The 311-nt window shown below is 68.2% G+C and carries 1 protein-coding gene; it reads right to left on the reverse strand.

What is annotated here, in order from left to right:
• Nucleotides 1-311 (reverse strand): DNA-formamidopyrimidine glycosylase family protein (locus KI686_RS17570; protein WP_237590363.1); only part of this gene is annotated, 311 nt, incomplete at both ends.

The following is a 311-nucleotide window of genomic DNA, read 5'->3' on the forward strand; positions in this document are numbered from 1 at the left end:
GCACGACATAGACCGCGAGTGACTTCTTGGTGCCCGCCTCGGTGAGGTCGAAGCCGCTGCCGTCGTCCAGCGCGATCCGCAGCGCGATCGGGCTGCGCCCGGGCTTGATCAGCGTCGTCGGCAGCGTGTCGTACCAGCGCAGCCAGCCGGCCTTCGCCAGGTGGAACACGAGGTGGAGGTCATCGCCGCAGGCGAGACGTGCGAACTTGCCGTACCTCGCGGTGGCCGTGATGGTCGCTCCGTGCAGCGCGGTGTTCGGAGGATCGTAGGTCTTCAGAGCCGCGATCTCGCCCACGCTCGTGCGCGTGATC

The organism is Polaribacter sargassicola (genome assembly GCF_021991835.1).
Lineage (GTDB): Bacteria > Bacteroidota > Bacteroidia > Flavobacteriales > Flavobacteriaceae > Polaribacter > Polaribacter sargassicola.